The organism is Microbacterium sp. MPKO10, from assembly GCF_026107415.2.
Classification (GTDB): Bacteria; Actinomycetota; Actinomycetes; order Actinomycetales; family Microbacteriaceae; genus Paramicrobacterium.
Map to the genome: position 1 here is coordinate 428,755 of NZ_JAPCHX010000004.1, position 16,552 is coordinate 445,306.

Genomic DNA, 16,552 nt, shown 5'->3' on the forward strand with positions numbered 1-16,552 from the left:
TTAGACGGAGCCAAGCCGTCCGCCACGCGGGCGGATGAGCGGCTTGCAACGGCCCGTGACGAACCCGAGCAGCCGTTCGACGGGTCCGGTTCCGACGTACCGCCACCAGGCCCAGCCGACGGCGATCATGACGGGCACGATAATCGCCCAGCCGAGGTAGTTGTTGTCGGGCGGGCGGCCGTATTGCACGTTGAATCCCGCGATGAGGGCGACGTGCAGAAGATACAGGCTCAGGGCGACCTGCCCGCAGCCGCGCAGCGGCACGAAGACGGCATCGACGACACGCTTTCCTGCGCCCTGTTTCAACGTCGCCAGCAGCACAATGATGACGTAGGCGAGGAAGACGAGCCCAACGTCATGGAGCGTGTCTCGGTAATCGCCGGAGACGGATTCGCGGAGCCCGAAAAACTGCTCGGATAGCGGTCGCACGAGCCAGGCAACCGGTGCGATAGCGAGCATGCTCCAGAGAAGCTTGTCACGGCGCAGCCCGTGGTGCAGGAGTAGAGCACCGAGCAAGAAGAAGGGGAGAAGATTCGTGAGGCGGTAGTGGGGGCTTGTCGCGAGCCACGAAGAGAGTTCGCGGACGGTGTCGCCACTGGTATATACCCAGATTTGCTGCTTGGCCCAGGCGTTGATCGGCGCGCTGGCGATAGCGACGATCAGAGCAATCGCTGCCACCCAGCGAGAGCGAAGCATGACGACGGCAGCGCCGACGATCAAGAGCACGCCGAGGTGCGACAGGATGATGGCGACCCACGAGCCCCAGGTGACCATCCAAACTCCAAGCGCGATCAAGACAAGCCCACGAATCACCTGCTGAATGTAGGTGAGCCCAAGACTGTCTGAATTACGCGCGACAATCTGCGCGGCCATGCCCATGACGAGCGCGAACAAGGGCGAGGCAAGATCGTTGATGTTACCAATGAGAAAGCCGAGCGGACGCGGCTCATGCGGCAGGAACACATTCGCGTGAGCGATGAGCATCGCAACGATTGCGACGCCACGAAGGACGTCTGGGATGACGAGACGAACGATATTCAAACCATGTTGCCCATTCGCTTGTGCAACATCGCCCGCCGCGTCTTTACCCGTCACGCGCCCAGCATAGCGGGGAACAGCAGAGCCGCTCCTATCGCGATCGTGCTATCTCTCGAGTTGCGATAGGTAGGCTCCGTAACCGCTTTTCGCGTACGTTGCCGAGTGCGCAGAGAGTTGCTCGTCGGTGATCCATTCCTGGCGCCACGCGACCTCTTCAATGCAGCCGATCTTGTGCCCTTGGCGTTCTTCGATCACTCTGACGTACTCAGAAGCCTGCATCATCGAGTTGATCGTTCCGGTGTCGAGCCATGCTGTTCCCCGCTCCAGCACCTGCACCTGCAGCTCGCCTGAGTTCAGATAGTGCTCATTAATCGACGAGATCTCCAGTTCGCCGCGAGCGCTCGGCGTGATTGATCGGGCGATGTCGACGACACGACTGTCGTAAAAATAGAGCCCGGGAACGGCATAGTTGCTCTTGGGCACCGCGGGCTTCTCTTCGATGCTGACCGCTCGGTTCTCAGCGTCGAATTCGACGACTCCATACGCTGTGGGGTTCGCGACGTGGTAGGCGAAGATGAGCGCACCCGAGATGTCGTTGTGCCCGTTCAGTGAGCTTCCCAGTCCTGTGCCATGGAAGACGTTGTCACCAAGCACCAAGGCAACGCTTTCATCCTCAATGAAATCTTCACCAATCAAAAACGCCTGCGCCAGACCATCTGGCGAAGGCTGCACCGCATACTGCAGGCTGATTCCGAGCGCTGCTCCGTCGCCAAGAAGAGATTCGAACTGGGCCCGATGCTCCGGTGCGGTGATGATCAGAATCTCGCGGATCCCAGCCATCATCAGCGTCGACAGCGGATAGTAGATCATCGGCTTGTCGTAAATGGGCATCAGTTGCTTCGAAATACCTCGGGTGATCGGCCACAGCCTCGTGCCCGATCCTCCCGCAAGAATGATTCCGCGCATCAGCTTTGCCCTTCCGTGGCGCGTGCATAAAACGCCGTGGCGGTATCCCACGTCGGTAAAAGATTGTCGCGTCTCGCTTCGCTGAGCGATGGCGCATTGATGTCTTTGGGCGACAGCCGAAGCTGGTCCCGGCCGAACGGAAGGTCGAGGGCAATGTCGGGGTCGAGCGGCGATATGCCGTGTTCGCGTTCGGGATTGTACGTGTCTGACACCAGATACGAGACGGTCGCGCCCTCGGTGAGCGCAACGAAGCAGTGTCCAAGGCCTTCCGAAAGAAATACGGCGTTTCGGCGTTCGTTGTCCAGATGCACCGAATCCCACTCGCCAAACGTCGGGGAACCCACGCGAATATCGACGATGAAGTCAATGACCGACCCTTGTGACACCGTTACGTATTTTGCCTGGCTCGGAGGAACATCGGCAAAATGGATGCCGCGCACAGTGCCCTTCGCGGACACCGACGTATTCGCCTGTTTCACCTCGAACGATCGACCAGTTCGCTCTTCCAATTTGTCGAAGCGGTACCATTCGAGGAAGACACCACGGTCGTCTTCGAACGACTTCGGTGCAATTACATAACTGTCGGGGATAGCCAATTCTCGAATCTCCACGCACACAGCTTACGTGCCTGCACATGGCGAGAATTCAGCATTGCGACACCAGTCGGAGGTACATACACGTGAAGATCCTCATCACTGGCGCTAATGGCATGCTCGGGACCGACCTGCGGGATTGCCTGGCCCACCACGATGTCACCTCGGCCGATCGCCATACGCTCGATGTGACGGATGCTGTCGCTGTACGCCAGGCGGTCGCCGGTCACGACGTTGTGATCAATGCCGCGGCGTTCACCAACGTTGACGCGGCAGAGGAGAACGAAGACGTCGCGTACCAAGTCAATGCCGAAGGGGCACGTTTTCTCGCCGAGGCGTGCAAAAGCTCAGGCGCTCGCCTCGTGCAGATCTCTACCGACTATGTGTTCGACGGAGCCTCCACTACGCCGTACTCCGAAGAGGACGAGCTCCATCCACTTTCGAGCTATGGCAGGTCGAAAGCCGCAGGTGAACGGTTTGTGCGTGATTTGTATCCCGAAGGCAGCATCGTTGTTCGCACAGCGTGGCTGTATGGCAAGGCAGGACCCAACTTTGCGGCGACGATGCTGACGCTCGCCGGAAAGCGGGAGACCGTCGACGTGGTCACCGATCAACGAGGCCAACCGACGTGGACTCGAGACGTCGCCAATCACATTCGACAGCTGCTCGAGCAGAACGCGGCTCCGGGAATTTACCACGGCACTAATGCCGGCGATACGACCTGGTTTGAATTCGCTCGGGCGGTTTACGATGAATGTGGGCTGGACCCAGACCGCATCCTTCCCACGGACAGCGCGAACTTTGTGCGTGTCGCACCTCGACCGCGAAACTCGGTGCTCGGTCATGGAGCATGGAACACCATCAGCCTCGACCCCATGCGGCCCTGGCGCGATGCGCTGCACGACGCCGTGCTAACGGGGGTGTTCGACCGTCAACGTCGACGCCTTCAGAGCGATGCGACCGACGTAAGCTGATCTCGTGTCACACATTCTTGTCACCGGCGGTGCCGGATTTATCGGTTCAAACTTTGTTCATCATGTCCTGGACAACACGGTTCATCACGTCACCGTACTCGACAAGCTCACCTACGCGGCGAACACTGCCTCACTCGAAGGCCTACCCGCATCCCGTTTCACCCTCGTCCAGGGTGATATTGCGGATGCTGACCTGGTCGACGATCTCGTCGCCGGCCACGACGCCGTCGTGCACTACGCAGCCGAGAGCCACAACGACAACTCGCTCGATGACCCGCGGCCGTTCCTCGAGAGCAACGTCATCGGCACGTACACGTTGCTGGAGGCTGCTCGCCGACACGGCACGCGCTTTCACCACATCTCTACTGACGAGGTCTATGGCGACCTCGCCCTCGACGACCCGAATCGGTTCACCGAGTCGACGGCGTACAACCCGTCGAGCCCGTACTCGTCGACGAAGGCCGCCAGCGATCTTCTCGTGCGCGCGTGGGTGCGTTCGTTCGGCGTCGACGCGACGATCAGCAACTGCTCGAACAATTACGGCCCGTACCAGCATGTCGAGAAGTTCATTCCGCGGCAGATCACCAACGTGCTGACCGGTGTGCGACCGAAGCTCTATGGTGCCGGAGCCAACGTGCGCGACTGGATTCACGCCGACGACCACTCGTCGGCCGTGCTGACGATTCTGGAGCACGGTCGTATCGGCGAGACGTATCTGATCGGAGCCGACGGCGAGATGAATAACCGCGAGGTTGTCGAGATGATCCTGGGGCAACTCGGCCAGCCCACCGATGCCTACGACCTCGTCACCGACCGTGTCGGACACGACCTGCGCTACGCGATCGACTCGACGAAACTGCGCAGCGAGCTGAGCTGGGAACCCCGGTACACGAACTTCGCCGAGGGGCTCGCGGCGACGATCGCCTGGTATCAGAGCAACCGCGACTGGTGGGAGCCGCAGAAGGACGCCGCGGAAGCCCGCTACGCGGCGCAGGGCCGGTAGCGGGCGTCCGTCACAGGTTGCGACTCACACGGCGGAGACTAGCGGGGCGCGAAGCGCCGACCGGGTCGGGAGGACGATCGAGAGGATCCCGAGCAAGAGTGTGCTGCCCGCCAGCATCCCGTACACGATCGGCGGGAACACCGGGATCGGCTGCCCCGTGAGCCCGAACGCAATGCCGATAAGCGGCGGCAGCGTGATGACGGTGCCAAGCACGACCGCGAGAACGGAGATCAGGCCGGATTCGAGGAACGTCATCACCGTGACCTGGCCGGGCGTCGCACCGAGGCGGCGCAGCAGCGCGAACTCGTCGCGCCGCTCGGTCGTGGCCATCACCAGCGTGTTCACCACGGCGAGCGCGATGAAACCCAGGATGACCAGCAGTGCGATGACGGAGGCCCACGACTGCTGGGCAGCATCCCCCGCCCCGGCGGCGCCCAGATCTGAGGCGTCGGTGAGACTCAGCCCGAGCGCGGTGATCTCGCCGGCGACCGCGTCGCCCGTGCCGGAAACCAGTAGGTGGTCCGCCAGACCCGTTGTCGTGTGCGGGCGGAGAGCATCGGCGTCGATCGTCACGGCGCCGAATCCGAGGCCGCGGTCGTAGATGGCGACGACCCGGGCGGTCAGCGGAGTGCCGTCGCCGAGGGTGAGGTCGACGGAGTCGCCCACGTGCGCGCCGAGCTCGAAGGCCTGGTTGCTGCCCAACGCCACAGTGTCAGGATCCGCGAGCTTCGCCAGGGATCCGTCGGTGACAGCGAGGTCGAGTGTTTTACCGGATGCTGCCGGGTCAATGCCCTGGATCGGCTTCGGTTGGACCATGGAGAACTCGCTGTCGGGGTCTCCCGTTGCGACGATGACGTTCGAGCGGATGACGGGTGTGACAGCATCCACGCCGTCGATGGCCGCCACCTGCGTTCCGAGCTCGGGGGCGATGCCGCCCGCAGGAGAGGTGACGATGTAGTCGGCGGTGGTGCCCTCGGCGTGCTGTGTGGCGGCTTCGGCCGACACCGTCGCAGGAACGAACAGCTGCACGATCGCGAGCGTGATGCCGAGCGCGAGCGGGATGATCGCGGTGGAGAGCCGGCGGGTGAAGCTGCGGGCGTTCGCATCGGCGAGCACACCCGGCGCGACGCGGAGGCGACGCAGCACGGGACCGGCAAAGGTGAGCGACCATTCGACGATGCGCGGACCAATGAGGGCGGCTCCGACGGTGATCAGAAGAGCAGCGGATGCCGGGCCGGCCAGCGCCGCCTCGCCGCGGATCACCAGGGGCAGCAGCGAGGCGACAACCCCCGTGATGATGAGACTGAGCCCCGTGATGACGCGGCCACGGTTGAGCTGCGGCGTCTCGATGCGTGACTGCACGAGTGCTTCGATGGGCGGGGCCTTGGACGGGCCGCGCGCGCTGACGATCGCGGCGAGCGCTGCTGTTCCGACCGTGAGCGCGACAGCGGCGATGCCGGCCAGCGGGCTGAACGCGAGGGCGAAGTCGGCAGGAATGACACCGCCGACCGCGAACTGGTCGGCGAGCAGCTGCGCGAGGGCATAACCCGGGAGGGCACCGATCACGGCGGCGATCGTCGAAACGAGTGCTGTCTCGCGGACGATGATGCCCCGCAGCTGGCGCGGGCTGGTGCCGACCGCGCGCAGGAGGGCGAAGTCGCGGCGCCGCTGCGCAATGGAGAGCGAGAGGGTGCTGGCGACCACGAACATGGCGATGATGAGCGCCACCCCGGCCAGCGATCCGCTCAGCGCAATGAGGTTCGTGCGTGCGTTGACGCCGGCGAGCGACTCGACGTCGCCGCGGGCTGCACCCACGTACGTGACGACGCCCGGCACACGGTCGGCGATCGCGGCCGAGAGCGCAGCGGCATCCGTTCCCTCGTCGGCGATGACACCGATCAGAGCGACGCTGCCCGCGTGCGGCCAAAGCGCGCCGATGGCTTGCGGGCTCAGGTAAGCGAGGGATGCTGCGTCTGCGCTGCCGATGAGGTCGACGATGCCGCTGACGGTGTAGGTGGCGGGCACTCCCCCGTGGGCGAGCTCGATGCGATCGCCCGGTTCGGCGCCGAGCGAGGAGTCGACGACGACCTGGTCTGCAGCCGCGGGGCTCTCGCCCGCCGTGAGCGCGGAGGGGGTGAGAGCAGCCGCTGCCCACGGGTGAGCGCTGATCTTTATGCCGTCACCAGCGGTCAGGGGGACCTCGACATCGGCGATGGCGCGATTCACGCCCGGCACCGCGGCAACGGCGTCGACCGTGTCGTCGTCGAGCAGGGCGCGTTCGGAGAACGGAACGGGAACGTCTTCGGGAACTGGCTTGGACTGCGGGGCACCGACGACGACGTCTGCCCCGGCGAGGCGTTCAACGGGGACGCCGCCGCGGAGTCCAGACTCGACGAGAACGCCGAGTGCTGTGCTGAGGGCGGAGGCAAGAAGCACGGCGACGATGACGCCGGCGAAGCTGCGGCGGTGGTGCGCGATGGAAGCGCGAGCAAGAGTCCACATGGTCACTCCCCCAACTGCGCCATGTGCGCGGTGATGCGTGCAATGTCAGGATCATCGATGTGCCCGGCAAGCTGCCCGTCTGACAGGAAGACGACGCGGTCGGCGTATGAGGCGGCGACCGGGTCGTGCGTCACCATCACGACGGTCTGCTGTAGGTCGGTGGCTGCGTGCCGAAGCTGACCGAGCACCTGGCGGGCAGAGCGCGAGTCGAGGGCACCGGTCGGCTCGTCGGCGAACACGGCGGCGGGGCGGGTGACCAGCGCGCGTGCGATGGCGGCGCGCTGCTGCTGCCCTCCAGAGAGCTGCTGGGGCCGGCGCTCGACGAGGTCGGCGATGCCGACGGACTGCACAACGTGGTCGAACCAGGCTGAATTGACCGGATGCTGTCCCAGCAGCAGCGGAAGTGTGATGTTCTGTGCGATCGAGAGCTGCGGCAGCAGGTTGTACGACTGGAACACGAAGCCGATGTGGTCGCGGCGAAAACGCGTGAGCTGGCGTTCGGGCAGTCCAGAGATCCGGATGCTGCCGAGCGCGACGGATCCCGACGTCGGCACGTCGAGCCCGGCGGCGAGGTGCATGAGTGTGCTCTTGCCCGAGCCGGACGGGCCCATGATGGCAGTGAATGAGGCGGTGGGGATCTGCAGCGAGACGCCGGCGAGGGCGGTGACGGATGCTGTTCCGCTGCCGTATGTCTTGACGACGTTCTCAAGGTGAACGGCGGGCGGTGGCGGTGTGGCGGAACCGATTGTGGGGCTGATTGATGGGGTCTGTAAGGTCATACTCCGACGCTACGAATCCGCCGCCACGTGCACACGGGTGCTGACCAGAGACTTGATGGTGGGGCCAGCACTACCGACAGCAGAGCGCCAGTCAGCGAAGATGGGGGTATGCCCACAGCATCCGCCACCGCCTTTCGGCCACGTTGGCGCGCCTTCGCATTCATCGGCATCGAAGCCGGCTGGTGGCTTGTCGGCCTCTTCTACGCGTGTGCAGTACTCGCCGTCGCGCCGTTTCTGCTGTTCGGCATCGGCTGGTACGCGGTGCCCACCCTCGTGGAATGGCTCGACTCTCTCGCGAACGGCGGCCGCACTCGCGCCGCCGGATTCGCCCGAACGCGAGCGCCCGAACATCAACCTCCGGTGCACCGCGACCTGACGTTCCGCGATCGCATGGCCCTGGTTACGACCCCGGAGTTTCAGCGCAACGCCACGTGGCTGCTCGCGCACCTGTTCCTGATGCCGATCATCGTCGCCCTCGGCATCGGCCTGCCACTCGTCGCCATCAACAGCTCGCTCGCGATCGTGTACTGGTGGGCGGCCCCACTCGACGACCCCGCGATCGCCATGTTCCCCATCACGAGCTGGCCGCTGGCACTCGCGTCGCTTGCGATCGGTATCGTCGCCGGGGTTCTCGGCTGGGTCATTCTGCCGGGGCTCGGGCGACGAACCGCGAGCAGTACGCTGTCACTTCTCTGGCCCGACCGCGTGCCCGAAATGGAGCAGCGCATCGAGTCGCTGTCGCGCAGCCGGGCCGCCGCACTCGACGCCCACGCGAGTGAACTGCGGCGCATTGAGCGCGAGCTGCACGACGGCGCACAGAACAGGCTCGTCGGCGTCGTGATGATGATCGGGTTGGCACAGCGGACGATGACGGATGACCCGGAAACAGCCGCCGCCCATTTGGAGCGGGCGCAGGCGGCAGCATCCGATGCTCTCACCGGTCTGCGGGAGATGGTGCACGATATCTATCCGCCGATCCTCGACGAGCAAGGGCTGGCGGGAGCCGCATCGACGCTCACCAGTCGCATGAGCGTGCCGACGTCGCTGGATGTGGCGGAGCTGCGCCGCGCCCCGGCCGCGGTGGAATCGGCCGCGTACTTCGTGCTTGCCGAAGCACTCACGAACGCGGCGAAGTATGCCGAAGCCTCGCACGTTGCGGTCACGCTGAGCACGCAATCCGGGTCGCCGGAAGACATCCTTGTCGTGCGCGTGCACGATGATGGGCGCGGCGGTGCCATCGTCGGAGGAACGGGTTCCGGGCTGGCGGGCGTCGCGCGTCGCGCCGAGTCGCTCGGAGGTACGCTCACGATGTCGAGCCCGGTTGGAGGGCCCACCGAGATGAAAGTCGAGTTGCCGTGCGGATTCTGATTGCCGAAGACGATGCCCTGCTGCGGGCCGGACTGACGATGCTTCTCGAGGGCGAGGGGATCGAGGTCGCTGCCGCCGCGGACAACGCCGACGATGTGCTGGCCGCGTTTGACGCGCAGGAGGTCGACGGCGCGGTGCTCGATGTGCGGATGCCGCCGACGTTCACGAATGAAGGGCTGAGGGCAGCGCTCGAGATGCGGGAGCGGCGACCGGGCTTTCCCGTGCTCGTGCTTTCCGCGTATGTCGAGGACAGCTACGCGGCAAAACTTCTCGGTGAGGGAGCGTCAGGCGTCGGGTATCTGCTGAAGGAACGCGTCGGCGATGTCGGCGAGTTCGTTGGCGCTCTGCGTCGCGTCGTTGAGGGCGGCACGGCGATGGACCCGGAAGTGATCGCGCAGCTCGTGAGCCGCCGGCACGCCGACGACCCGGTGCAGCGGCTCACTCCGCGTGAGCGAGAGGTGCTGAGCCTTGTGGCGCAGGGCATGGGAAACGCCGCCATCTCAGAACAGCTCGTGGTCTCTGAAGCGGCTGTCGGCAAGCACATCGGCAACATCTTCTCGAAGCTCGACCTCGCGCCCGACGACACGGGGCACCGCCGCGTACTGGCGACGCTCGCGTACCTGCGGTCGTGACTTCAGCGGCCGATGTTGAGCGCCTCTGACGTCTCGCTCAGCACCTCGTCTGCGCGCTCCGCGACTTCGTTGAGCGTGGTGCCGTAGGTGGGGATCATCTCACGCAGCGCGGGCTCCCATTCGTCGGCCTTCGCCGGGAAGCAGCGCTTGAGGATGTTCAGCATGATCGGCACCGCCGTCGATGCCCCCGGGGACGCCCCGAGCAGACCCGAGATCGACCCGTCGGCACTCGCGATGACCTCGGTGCCGAACTGCAGAACGCCGCCCTTGTCGGCATCCTTCTTCATCACCTGCGCGCGCTGACCGGCCGTGATGAGGTACCAATCCTTCTGCTTCGCGGTCGGCATGAACTCCGTGAGCGACTCGAACCGCTTGCTCTTGCTGGCCATGAGCTCACCGAGCAGGTACTTGATGAGGTCGGGGTTGTCTTTCGCCACAGCCAGCATCGGGATGAGGTTGTGCGGGCGCACCTGCGTGACGAGATCCCAAATGTGCCCGTTCTTCAAGAACTTGGGGCTGAATCCGGCGTACGGCCCGAACAGCAGGCTGGGCGTGCCGTCGACCATGCGGGCGTCGAGGTGCGGCACCGACATCGGCGGAGCACCGACCGCGGCCTGACTGTACACCTTCGCCTTGTGCTGCTCGACGATCTTCTGGTTGTCGGTGCGCAAGAACTGGCCCGAGATCGGGAAGACGCCGTAGCCCTTGATCTCTGGAATGCCCGACTTCTGCAGCAGCTTGAGCGCCCAGCCGCCCGCGCCGACGAAGACGAAGCGCGCTCGCATCTGCCCTGGCGTGCTGCCGACGCGATGCTTGTATTTCACCAGCCAGGTGCCGTCTTTCTGCTTCTTCAGCGACTTCACCTCGGTGTTGAGATTGAGGTTGGCACCGGATGCTGTCGCCGCATCGAACAGCTGATGCGTCAGCGACCCGAAGTCGACGTCTGTGCCCGCCGGCTGCCAGGTGGCGGCGAATGGCTGGTCTTCTTTGAGCCGCTTCTTCATGAGCAGCGGCGCCCACTTGTTGATGACCTTCGGGTCGTCAGAGAACTCGATGCCCTCGAACAGCGGCTGCTTCTTCAGCAGCTCGCAACGCCGCTTGAGGTACTCGACGCTCTTCTCGCCCCGCACGAACGTCATGTGCGGCGTGGCATTGATGAACGTGTTGGGGTCGGTGATGAGCCCCTTCTCGACGAGGTGGCTCCAGTACTGACGGCTCACCTGAAACTGCTCGTTGATGCCGACGGCCTTCGCGGCGTCGATCGAGCCGTCTTTCGCCTGCGGCATGTAGTTGAGCTCGCACAGCGCCGAGTGCCCGGTGCCCGCGTTGTTCCAGGGGTTCGACGACTCCTGGGCCACGTCGCCGAGCCGCTCGAAGATCTCGATCTTCCAGGTGGGCTCAAGCTGTGAAATCAGGGACGCAAGTGTGGCGCTCATGATGCCGCCCCCGATGAGGGCGACATCGACCGGCTGGGAAGACGTCATGGCTTCCATTCTAAGGCGACTGGGCATGTGCTCCGGACCTCGGCAGAACACACCCCTCCTGCGCCGCGGTACCCGGCGGTCGGGCGCACCAGAACGCGACGCCCCGACCCGCGAGAACACACCGTCTCTTGGCACCTCGACGCCGATGCTCGGATCAGCGGCGGACAGCATCCCGACTGCGACGCACATGGCTGCGGGCGTGGTCGACCGCACTGTTCAGATCGCTGAACAGGTGATTGCGGTGCCGCAGCGAGGCCACAACCCCCACGCGAATCGCGAGCTCACGATGTTCAGGCGGGATGCCCTTGATGAGCACAGTGATTCCGCGGCGCTCGAGCGTGTGAACCAGCTCGGTGAGCACCTGGGCGCCCGTGGCATCGAGCACCTGCAGCTGTGAGAGCCGCAGGATGACCACCGAGGGGCCGTGCACGCCATTCACCTGAGCGAGCGCGCGCTCGGCGGCGCCGAAGAACAGGGCGCCCTCGAGCCGAAACAGCGCGATGCTCTCATCGTCGCTCTCGCCCGGAGCCGGCAGCTCTTCACGATGGACTCGTGCCGACTTTGCCAGACGCCGCAGCGTGAAGAAGGCCGCGGCCAGAATGCCGACTCCGACCGCGTAGATCAGATCGACGCTCACGGTCACGAGCGCCGTAAGGGTGAAGACGAGTGCGTCAGAGCGGGTGGAGCCGAGGATCGTGCGCACCGTCGTGAACGAGATCATCCGCACCGCCGTCACCATCAGAACGCCCGAGAGCGCGGCGAGCGGAATCGTCGACACGACGGCGCTGGCCACGTAGACCACCAGCAGCAGAACGAGCGTATGCACGATCGACGCCAGTCGCGTCTTGGCCCCAGAACGGATGCTGACGGCCGTGCGCGCGATCGCCCCGGTCGCCGGCATGCCACCGAAGAGCCCCGAGGCGAGAGAGGCGAGCCCTTGACCGACCAGCTCGCGATCGGCGTTGTACGGACCGGTGTCCGAAATGGATGCTGCCACGCGAGCAGCCAGTAGAGACTCGATCGCGGCGAGCGCCGCAACGGTGAACGCCGGCCCGACGAGCGCGAGAACCATCGCGCTGTCCCAGACGGGCAGCGTCGGGGCCGGAAGCGACGCCGGGAGCTCGCCGATCGTGGCGACCGGAAGCTGGAAGACGGCAGCGCCGACGGTCACAATGATGATCGCGATGATCGAACCGGGAAGCGCCCGATGGATCTTCGGCGTGACGATCATGATCGCCGCGACAAGTGCCGCGATGATCAGGGGCCACCACACCGTCGCCGGGTCAATGTCCCCGGCGGATTCGACGGCGGCGATGAAGGCGTTGGTGCTCGGGCCGGGCGCCGCGCCCAGAGCGGCGGGAACCTGCTGCAGAAAGATGATGACGGCGATGCCGAGAGTGAAACCTTCGATGACCGGCCACGGGATGAACGCGACGGCACCGCCGAGCCTGAGCGCTCCGGCGGCGAGCACGATCAGCCCGGCGAGGAGGCAGACGAACGCGAGCGCTTCGACGCCGTGGGTGGCGATGACGGGCCCCAGCACGACGACCATAGCACCGGTGGGCCCGGACACCTGCACGTTCGATCCGCCGAAGACCGCGGCGACGACACCCGCGATGATCGCGGTGATCAAGCCGCTCTCGGCACCCGCGCCGGAGCTCACGCCGAAGGCGAGGGCCAGCGGAAGAGCGACGATCCCGACCGTGACACCGGCCAACAGGTCGCGCCGCCACGATCGCGGAACTTCCCGGTAGTCGCTGGCCCGAGGCAACAGGGCACGCAGCGACCGGGCTGCGTGTGCGAGCCTGCTCATTGTGAGTGAGCTGCGGGAGCGTCCGTCAGTTCGACCGACGACATCAGCTGCTGCTGGTTCTGGCGCAGCACCTCCGTCAGCAGCTCGCGGGCAACGCGGAGAAAGTCGGCGACCTGCGGAAAGGCGATCCGGTAGAACACCAGACTGCCGCGCCGCTCCGCAACCACGAGGTGGTGCCGACGCAAGACCGAGAGGTGCTGCGACAGATGCGAGGCCTCCAGCCCCGTGTCTGCCAGCAGTTCAGACACCGACATCTCCTGCTGGGCACACAGCAGCTCGAGAACGCGCACGCGAACCGGGTGCGACAGCCCCTTGAAGAGGTTCGCCTTCACCTCGTACAGCGGTTTCTGTGCGTCCCACCCTGAATCCACTATTCTCACCAGCATCCTTCATGATTTGATGAATCCATCATATGACAGGATCGTGAAAGCACGAAAACGCGACCGGACGCTCCGCGTTTGTCGGAAACATCACTCCCGATGCGCCCGGCGGCGGCACGACGTTCACTCCCCCGCACAGGTCAGTTGCCCGTGCCACTCCGCGCACCTATATTCGTCTCACTGGCCACCACGCCGACGCGATCACGTGACGATGCGCAGATCGCAACGAACAGACCGAGGCGTACACAAGCAGGCAGACAGAAAGGGTCGACGATGACCACCTCCTTTCGAGGCGCAACCGTTCTCATAACCGGCGCCGGAAGCGGCATCGGCCGGCTCATGGCCCTCGGCGCGGCCGAGCGCGGGGCACACGTTGTCATCTGGGATCTCGCAGCGGGCGCCGCCGAGGCGGTCTGCACCGAGATCGTGGCGAAAGGCGGCGAGGCACAGTGGGCGGCGGTCGATGTCTCAAACACGGATGCTGTCGCCGCGGCAGCATCCTCGACCCCACCGGTCGACGTGCTCGTCAACAATGCGGGCATCGTGACCGGTCAGCATCTTCTTGACGCGACGGACGACGCCATCAAGCGCACGTTCGATGTCAATACGCTCGCGCTGTTCTGGGTGACGCGGGCGTTCCTCCCCGGCATGATCGAGCGACAACGCGGCACGGTTGTCACGGTGTCGAGTGCGGCGTCGCTCGTGGGCGTGGCGAAGCAGACTGACTACGCGGCGAGCAAGTTCGCCGCGCGGGGCTTTGCCGAGTCGCTCAAGGCCGAGCTGCGCACTCTCGGCAGTCCCGTGCGGTCGATGGTGGCGTGCCCGTATTACATTGACACCGGCATGTTCGCGGGGGTGCAGACGCGCTTTCCGCGCATCCTGCCGATCATGACGCCCGAGTACGTGGTGCGGCGCATTCTCGACGGCATTGAGGGTGGCCGGACGGAACTGCTGATGCCGCGCTTCACGAAGCTCGTCAATCCGGCGCGCATCCTGCCGGTTCCGGCGTTCGATGCGTTGATGAACTTCTTTGGCGTCAACAGCACGATGGATCACTTCGTCGGCAGAAAGTCTCCGTCGCCGGTCGCTGAGGCTGCCGACCAGGACTGATGAGGCGGCGTCAGCGCTCCGTGCCCGCGCCCGCTACTTGCAGCGGGCAACCTCAACCGGGGTCTCCCGCACCATGGGCGTGTGCCAGAATTCGAGTGGTGCGGCGTCAGCATCCGTCTTGCCTGACAGTGTGTAGCTGATCACCGTCTGCTGGCCGGGGTCTGTCGTGACCGAGATCTTCGCCACGTTACGACCCAAATGCTCGCCCTGGTAGTTCGGCTTCTTCGACTTTCCGTTCACCATGACATCGGTGATCGTCTGCCCGACGGGCGCATACAGCACAACGTCAGTGGCGATGCGGCCGTGGTCGTAGTAGGGGCCTTGAATGTACCCGGGCAGGTCGTCTGCCTTCGCGGGGTCGAGCACATTCGACAGGGTCACCGTCGTCGCGGTCGACGTGGCATCGGCCGCGCACGACTGCTCGGCGCCGATGGCAACGTCCATGTAATAGTCCATCTTCGAACCCGTGGTGTCGTTGATGTACACACCGGCGACGTTCGTCTCGTCGTTGCTCTCGGGCAGCGTCCCGGCCACGCGCGTGTCAGCGAACAGCGCGTTCTCGGCCTCGTCAGAGCTTGAGTAGAGCAGGCGGCCCTGATCGATCACGATCGTGAGCTGGCTGATGAGCTCCTTGATGTCGAGGTCGCCCTGCGTCAGTGCGTCGAAGATCGACCCTGCCGCGGCGGCGAAGAACAGGTCCTGCACGTCCGGGTCTTCGTAGCGAAAGTAGGTTTCGTTCAACAGCAGCGATACCGCGTTGTCGGGCGTGAGTGTGTCACCGGTCTCGAGCTCGATGGGCCCCGTGGCCTTCAGCAGATAGCTCAGGGCGACGGGGTCGAGCGACACGACACCGTCGATCGGGGTGTCGCTGTACGTACCCCACCACGCGGTCGCGATATCGGCGGTGGTCGGGAAGTTCGGCGTCAGCGTCATGTCCATCATGTAGCGACCGATCTTGTCACCGTAGAGCTTCAGCGTCTCGTCATCGATGTCGGTGATGAGCTCGGGGCCACCGTTCGAGAAGTCGCGGCTCGATGCCTGGTCGGCGATCGTGATGGCGCCGTCTGTGACGTTGACAAGAAGAATGGATGCTGGGTTGCCACCGGTCCCCCGCGACTCTGCGTTGTTTTGGAAGAGCATGAGGTAGTTGCGCGGGCCGTCGGCACCGAGCGCGGCGGGCAGCACGTCCGTCGCCTGCTTCGCGGCACCCAGCAGGTCGGCGACCTCGTTCAGCTTGGGCTCAATCTTGTCCATGGCGGAGGTGATCTGGTCGACAAGGCCGTCCCGGTCGAGAGAGTCGAGGCGTTTTTGGGATGCTGTCGTGGTCTCCAGTGCGCCCGTCACCGTGTCGCCGAGCGCAGAGATCTGGTCAACGTCGATCCTGCCGTCGACCGGCTTGAGGTCATCGAGCGAGAACTGCGAGAGCGGCTTGACGACCTTCGTTGCGAGAGCGTCCGCGACCTCTGCCGTGGTGCGCACGGCCACGAGGCTGTTTCCGAGCACGGGCACGCTTTCGCCGATGTCCCACAGGAAGCCGCCGGTGTCGCTGCGGGCCTGCTGGGTGTACTTCTCGAGGTCGGCCACGGAACTCTTGGCGGCTTCGATGTCGCCCGAGGTCACGTGTTCTTGGATCGTCGAGACCAGAGGCAGCGCTTTGTTGAGGCTGTCGCGCACGGCGAGCGCCTGTTTCACAACGAGGAGACCGCAGATCGCGATGGCAACGAGCGCCAAGACGAGCACGCTGATGAGAGGAACCCACAGAACAGCCCGTTTATACAACGGCTTCGTCACGGCTCGGCTTCCCACCGCTCTCCTCTTGTCCATGTGCTATGGCACCCTCAGACAGCATATGGGCTTCCTGCTGAGAGATTCTCAGCTGAGCGCGTACGTCCCGACTGCGGTAACGCCCT

The 16,552-nt window shown here is 64.8% G+C and carries 14 protein-coding genes; 5 read left to right on the forward strand and 9 right to left on the reverse strand.

All coding sequences use genetic code 11. From position 1 onward, the window contains the following. The 3 genes from OK352_RS10215 to OK352_RS10225 are packed head-to-tail and all read right to left on the reverse strand — an operon-like array spanning position 1 to position 2,615. Complete coding sequence (locus tag OK352_RS10215; protein ID WP_265141370.1) at positions 1-1,095, reverse strand: heparan-alpha-glucosaminide N-acetyltransferase domain-containing protein; 1,095 nt, start codon at positions 1,093-1,095, stop codon at positions 1-3. A gap of 48 nt (positions 1,096-1,143) precedes the next feature. Beyond that, a complete protein-coding gene (gene rfbA / locus OK352_RS10220; RefSeq protein WP_265141371.1) occupies positions 1,144-2,004 on the reverse strand; it encodes a glucose-1-phosphate thymidylyltransferase RfbA in 861 nt (286 codons plus the stop codon). After that, positions 2,004-2,615, reverse strand: a complete 612-nt coding sequence (locus tag OK352_RS10225) for a dTDP-4-dehydrorhamnose 3,5-epimerase family protein (RefSeq protein WP_265141372.1) — start codon at positions 2,613-2,615, stop codon at positions 2,004-2,006. The genes rfbA and OK352_RS10225 overlap by 1 nt, the downstream gene beginning before the upstream one ends. 68 nt (positions 2,616-2,683) lie before the next feature. On the opposite strand from OK352_RS10225, the gene rfbD reads away from it, so the two are divergent. Both rfbD and rfbB read left to right on the forward strand, forming a co-directional pair. Further along, complete coding sequence (gene rfbD, locus OK352_RS10230) at positions 2,684-3,571, forward strand: dTDP-4-dehydrorhamnose reductase (RefSeq protein WP_372338093.1); 888 nt, start codon at positions 2,684-2,686, stop codon at positions 3,569-3,571. 4 nt (positions 3,572-3,575) lie between these two features. Next, complete coding sequence (gene rfbB / locus OK352_RS10235) at positions 3,576-4,574, forward strand: dTDP-glucose 4,6-dehydratase (protein WP_265141374.1); 999 nt, start codon at positions 3,576-3,578, stop codon at positions 4,572-4,574. A 24-nt stretch (positions 4,575-4,598) separates the two neighbouring features. Here the strand turns inward: rfbB and OK352_RS10240 are convergent, their stop codons facing one another. Beyond that, on the reverse strand, positions 4,599-7,076 hold the full coding sequence (locus OK352_RS10240) for an ABC transporter permease (RefSeq protein ID WP_265141375.1): 2,478 nt from the start codon (positions 7,074-7,076) through the stop codon (positions 4,599-4,601). Between the two features lie 2 nt (positions 7,077-7,078). Continuing rightward, positions 7,079-7,855 (reverse strand): ABC transporter ATP-binding protein, encoded by a 777-nt coding sequence (locus OK352_RS10245; protein ID WP_265141376.1) that lies wholly within the window; start codon positions 7,853-7,855, stop codon positions 7,079-7,081. Between the two features lie 108 nt (positions 7,856-7,963). On the opposite strand from OK352_RS10245, the gene OK352_RS10250 reads away from it, so the two are divergent. Both OK352_RS10250 and OK352_RS10255 read left to right on the forward strand, forming a co-directional pair. Further along, positions 7,964-9,223 carry a sensor histidine kinase gene (locus tag OK352_RS10250; protein WP_265141377.1) on the forward strand — a complete coding sequence of 420 codons (1,260 nt, stop codon included), beginning with the start codon at positions 7,964-7,966 and terminating at the stop codon, positions 9,221-9,223. Further along, the gene (locus OK352_RS10255) at positions 9,211-9,855 is read left to right on the forward strand and encodes a response regulator (protein WP_265141378.1); all 645 of its coding nucleotides are present in this window, start codon (positions 9,211-9,213) and stop codon (positions 9,853-9,855) included. The genes OK352_RS10250 and OK352_RS10255 overlap by 13 nt, the downstream gene beginning before the upstream one ends. A 2-nt stretch (positions 9,856-9,857) precedes the next feature. Here OK352_RS10255 and OK352_RS10260 read toward each other — a convergent pair whose 3' ends face one another. The 3 genes from OK352_RS10260 to OK352_RS10270 all read right to left on the reverse strand — a co-directional run bounded on the left by OK352_RS10260 (position 9,858) and on the right by OK352_RS10270 (position 13,523). Further along, positions 9,858-11,348, reverse strand: a complete 1,491-nt coding sequence (locus OK352_RS10260) for a malate:quinone oxidoreductase (protein ID WP_372338099.1) — start codon at positions 11,346-11,348, stop codon at positions 9,858-9,860. A gap of 145 nt (positions 11,349-11,493) precedes the next feature. After that, positions 11,494-13,152, reverse strand: coding sequence for a SulP family inorganic anion transporter (locus OK352_RS10265; RefSeq protein ID WP_265141381.1), 1,659 nt, complete (start codon positions 13,150-13,152; stop codon positions 11,494-11,496). Beyond that, entirely contained in the window at positions 13,149-13,523 is a 375-nt protein-coding gene (locus OK352_RS10270) for an ArsR/SmtB family transcription factor (RefSeq protein ID WP_265141523.1), read from the reverse strand. Before OK352_RS10270 ends, OK352_RS10265 begins: the two co-directional genes overlap by 4 nt. 282 nt (positions 13,524-13,805) lie before the next feature. On the opposite strand from OK352_RS10270, the gene OK352_RS10275 reads away from it, so the two are divergent. Then, positions 13,806-14,642 carry an SDR family oxidoreductase gene (locus OK352_RS10275; protein ID WP_265141382.1) on the forward strand — a complete coding sequence of 279 codons (837 nt, stop codon included), beginning with the start codon at positions 13,806-13,808 and terminating at the stop codon, positions 14,640-14,642. A 33-nt stretch (positions 14,643-14,675) separates the two neighbouring features. Here the strand turns inward: OK352_RS10275 and OK352_RS10280 are convergent, their stop codons facing one another. Continuing rightward, complete coding sequence (locus OK352_RS10280) at positions 14,676-16,466, reverse strand: DUF4012 domain-containing protein (protein ID WP_265141383.1); 1,791 nt, start codon at positions 16,464-16,466, stop codon at positions 14,676-14,678. Positions 16,467-16,552: the final 86 nt, after the last annotated feature.